This is a genomic window from Paenibacillus oleatilyticus (assembly GCF_018998565.1).
Taxonomy (GTDB): Bacteria; Bacillota; Bacilli; order Paenibacillales; family NBRC-103111; genus Paenibacillus_G; species Paenibacillus_G oleatilyticus.
This window is the reverse complement of record NZ_JAHNZO010000066.1, coordinates 1-3,625: the sequence shown is the minus strand read 5'-3', so window position 1 is coordinate 3,625 and position 3,625 is coordinate 1. Positions and strand designations below refer to the sequence as shown.

Annotated in this window: 2 protein-coding genes; both read right to left on the bottom strand. The window is 56.3% G+C overall.

What is annotated here, in order from left to right:
• Positions 1-1,388, bottom strand: a 1,388-nt coding sequence (locus KQX66_RS36285) for an AMP-binding protein (RefSeq protein ID WP_216798373.1), incomplete at its 3' end; no start/stop codon positions are given.
• A 134-nt stretch (positions 1,389-1,522) separates the two neighbouring features.
• Positions 1,523-3,625: condensation domain-containing protein (locus KQX66_RS36280; RefSeq protein WP_216798372.1), on the bottom strand; the 2,103-nt coding region annotated here is incomplete at its 5' end.

Sequence of the window (3,625 nt, the reverse complement as noted above, 5' to 3'; positions counted from 1 at the left end):
CAGAACAGCTCCCACACCGACACGTCGAACGTAAAGGTCGTTTTTTGCAGAATCACGTCCGCCTCGCCCATCGGGTAACGCTTATGCATCCACAGGATACGGTTGAGTACGGAATGATGCTCGATCGCCGCGCCCTTCGGTTTGCCGGTCGAGCCCGACGTATAGATCACGTAAGCCATGTTGCGCGGACCGGCACCAGGGGGCAGATTCGTCGCATCTTCGGCGTAAACAGCCGCCTCGTTCAAATCAAGAACTCGGCCTTCCAGCTCCGCCGGCACGCGGTCCAGGAAGCGGCTCTGTGTCAGCAGCAACCGTGCCCCTGAATCTTCGGCGATGTAGCGGATGCGCTCGGCCGGATACTCCGGATCGATGGGCACGTAAGCGCCGCCCGCCTTCAGAATCGCGTAGATGCCGACGATCATCTCCAGCGAGCGCTCAGCCATGATCGCCACAGGCACATCCGCGCCAACGCCTTCAGCGCGCAGCGTCCGCGCCAGACAGTTCGCCTGCTCGTTCAGCTCGCGGTACGTCAGCCGCTCGTCCTCGAACAGCACTGCTATCCGCTCCGGCGTACGCTGAGCCTGCTCCTCAAACAGCTCATGAATTGTCCGCTCCCGCGGATACTCCGCCGATGTGTTGTTAAAGCCTTGCAGGATGAGCGACTTTTCTTCGTCGGACATGATATCGATACTGTCGATAGCAAGCTCGGGCTGGAATAAAGCAAGGCTATAAATCCGAACCAAATGATCGAATGACAATTCCAGCATTTGCTGGTCGTAACGATCATCGCGGTAATGAATATGCAGCAAAATTCCGTCATCGTTCCGCTCAAAAGCAAGTTCGATATCGGAAACGATCGACCCTGGATGATGCCGGGTATGAAGAGCATTGAATGAAACGACCGTATGGAACAATGGCGAGCCGTCCGGCTCTACTTGCAAATGCATAGCGCCCGCCATCGTTTGCAGCGCAATGTTCTGATGGACAATGGACTCGCTAACAGTAGCGTGGACCTGTCCAATCAGCGATTTAAATGCATCTGCTCCGTTCAATTCCTGTTTGATCAAGATGATCTCGTTCATAAGCGGAGCATCCGAAGTACGAACCGCCGGGATGGCTACAATCACCTTTTCTTCGTTCGTATACTTATATAACAGGCTCTTGACGCCCGCCAGCAACAAAATAAACAGCGCCATTGGAGAGTCTTTGGAAATGACAATGAGCCGTTGCGATACTTGCTCGGGCAACTGTCCGCTCCATACCCGGAGCGGGGAGCCTTCGTTTTGGTAGTCGGCCTCCCTAATTTTGTGAGCTGAACTGTAAGGTATGACAGATATCGTATCTTCTGCATCGAATTTGCCGCTCCAAAAGGCCCGCAGCTTTTTCATTACATGATCCCCCTGTTCTTCTCATCCGTTTTTCCGTGCTCCCACGGGTGAATCGGTACATCCTCGAACCATAAGGCGTCGCAGGAGCGCATGGCTTGTCCCCATGCGCTCTTTGCGAAACACGGTGAAACCTTTTAAAACATGAACTCCACGGACTCGACGGATACTTGGTCCGCAAGCTCAATGTCGCCCAGCCGGATGTTCGGTTGGTCCGTCACCGTACGCAATAGCACAGCGAAATCGGAGGCATACTTCTCCATCGTATGGGCTTTGAACAGCTTGGTACTGTATTCCAGGCTGCCGTTGATACGATCCCCTTCCTCGATGAAATACAAGGTAAGATCAAATTTGGCGACATTGTAGTCGCGTTCTTGATGGACGAAAGATATCGAGTCAAACTTCAGCTCCTGCCGCTCATTGTTTTGCAGCACCAGCATCGTATCAAACAGCGGGTTGCGGCTGGCGTCTTGGGCTTGAACCAGCTTCTCCACCAGTTCCTCGAACGCAAACTCCTGGTTTTCAAATGCGCCGAGCGCTTGTTCCTTAACCTCCTGCAACAGCTCCAGGAACGTCTTGTTCTCGGACGGGTAGGCGCGCAGCGCAAGCGTATTGACGAACATCCCAACGACCGGTTCAAGCTCGGCCAACGGTCTGCCGGCAATCGGCGTGCCGACGATGATGTCCTCCTGTCCGCTGTAATGGGCCAGCAGCGCCTGATAAGCCGCCAGCAGCACCATAAACAGCGTGCTTCCTGTTTCCTCGCTGAGCCACTTGACCGCCGACGTTAATTCCGCATCAAGCTCGAAGTTGACCCGGGAACCGTCGAAGCTGCGTACCGCAGGTCGCGGATAATCCGTCGGCACCTCCAGAGCCGGAAGCTCGCCGGCCAGCGTCTCCAGCCAGTATTGTTCCTGCTCTTCGTAAGTACGCGCTCTTGCGCCTTGCTGCCAAACCGCATAGTCCTTGTACTGAATCCGCAACGGAGGCAGCTCTTCGCCTTCGTACAGCCGGACGAGTTCCTGCACCAGAATGCCCATTGAGGCACCGTCCGTAATGATATGGTGCATGTCGAACTGCATGATGTAACGCTCGGATTCGAGCTTTATCAGTTCGACCCGCATAAGCGGTGGCTTGCGCAAATCAAACGGGCGCAAGAAGTTTTCCATCCAACCTTCCGCCTCCTGCTCGCTGCCCTCCCGTACCTCGATGGAAAAGTCCGCCTGGGCATGCACCCGCTGCACCGGTTCGCCATCCACCATCTCAAAGCTGGTACGCAGTGACTCGTGGCGTGCGATCAGGGCGCGGAACGCCTCCTCGATCCGCTTCACATCAAGCGGTCCTTCGACCCGCAGGACGCTTGGCAAGTTGTAGCTGATATCGTTCTTCTGAAGCTGGCTCAAAATATACAGTCTCTTCTGAACGGAGGAAAGCGGATAGTAGTCTCTTTCCTCAGCAACCGGCAGACTCGTTTCGCCTGTTTTTTTCCGGCCTGCCATAACGGCAGCGAGCTCTTCCACGGTAGGATGCTCAAACACGCTTCTTAGCGGCACGCTGATCTGCAGCTCCTTCTGGATACGCGCCACGAGCGTAGCAGCGCGGAGCGAATGTCCGCCGATCTCGAAGAAATTATCCTTGACGCCAACCTTCTCAAGACCCAGCACCTCCTGCCAAATGCGCGCAAGCTGCGCTTCTGTCTGTGTGCTCGGAGCGGCATACCCTTGTCCCGATTGCAGGCTTGCTTCCGGTGCCGGCAGCGCCTTGCGGTCGACTTTGCCGTTTGCGGTGAGCGGCATACGCTCGACTTGGACGAAGAACGTCGGCAGCATATAGCTTGGCAGCTCCTTCGACAGCGCCTCGCGCAATTCGCCTGCCGTCAGCTCCTTTGCCGCCACATAGTAGGCGCACAGCAGCTTCTGGCCTTGACCGTCATCGCGGGCCACTACGACCGATTCCAGCACCGAGTCGACGCGGAGCAGTTCGGTTTCCAACTCGCCCAGCTCAATTCGGTAACCGCGGATTTTCACCTGATGGTCGATCCGGCCCAGATACTCGATGTTCCCATCGGGCAGCCATCTGGCCAGATCTCCGGTCCGGTACATCCGCTCGCCTGCCACAAATGGATCAGCCGTAAACTTCTCCGCTGTCAGTTCCGGCTTGTTCAAGTAGCCTCTTGCCACCTGCACCCCGGCGATGCACAGCTCGCCTGCCACCCCGACCGGCTGCAGCTGCTCCGTGCC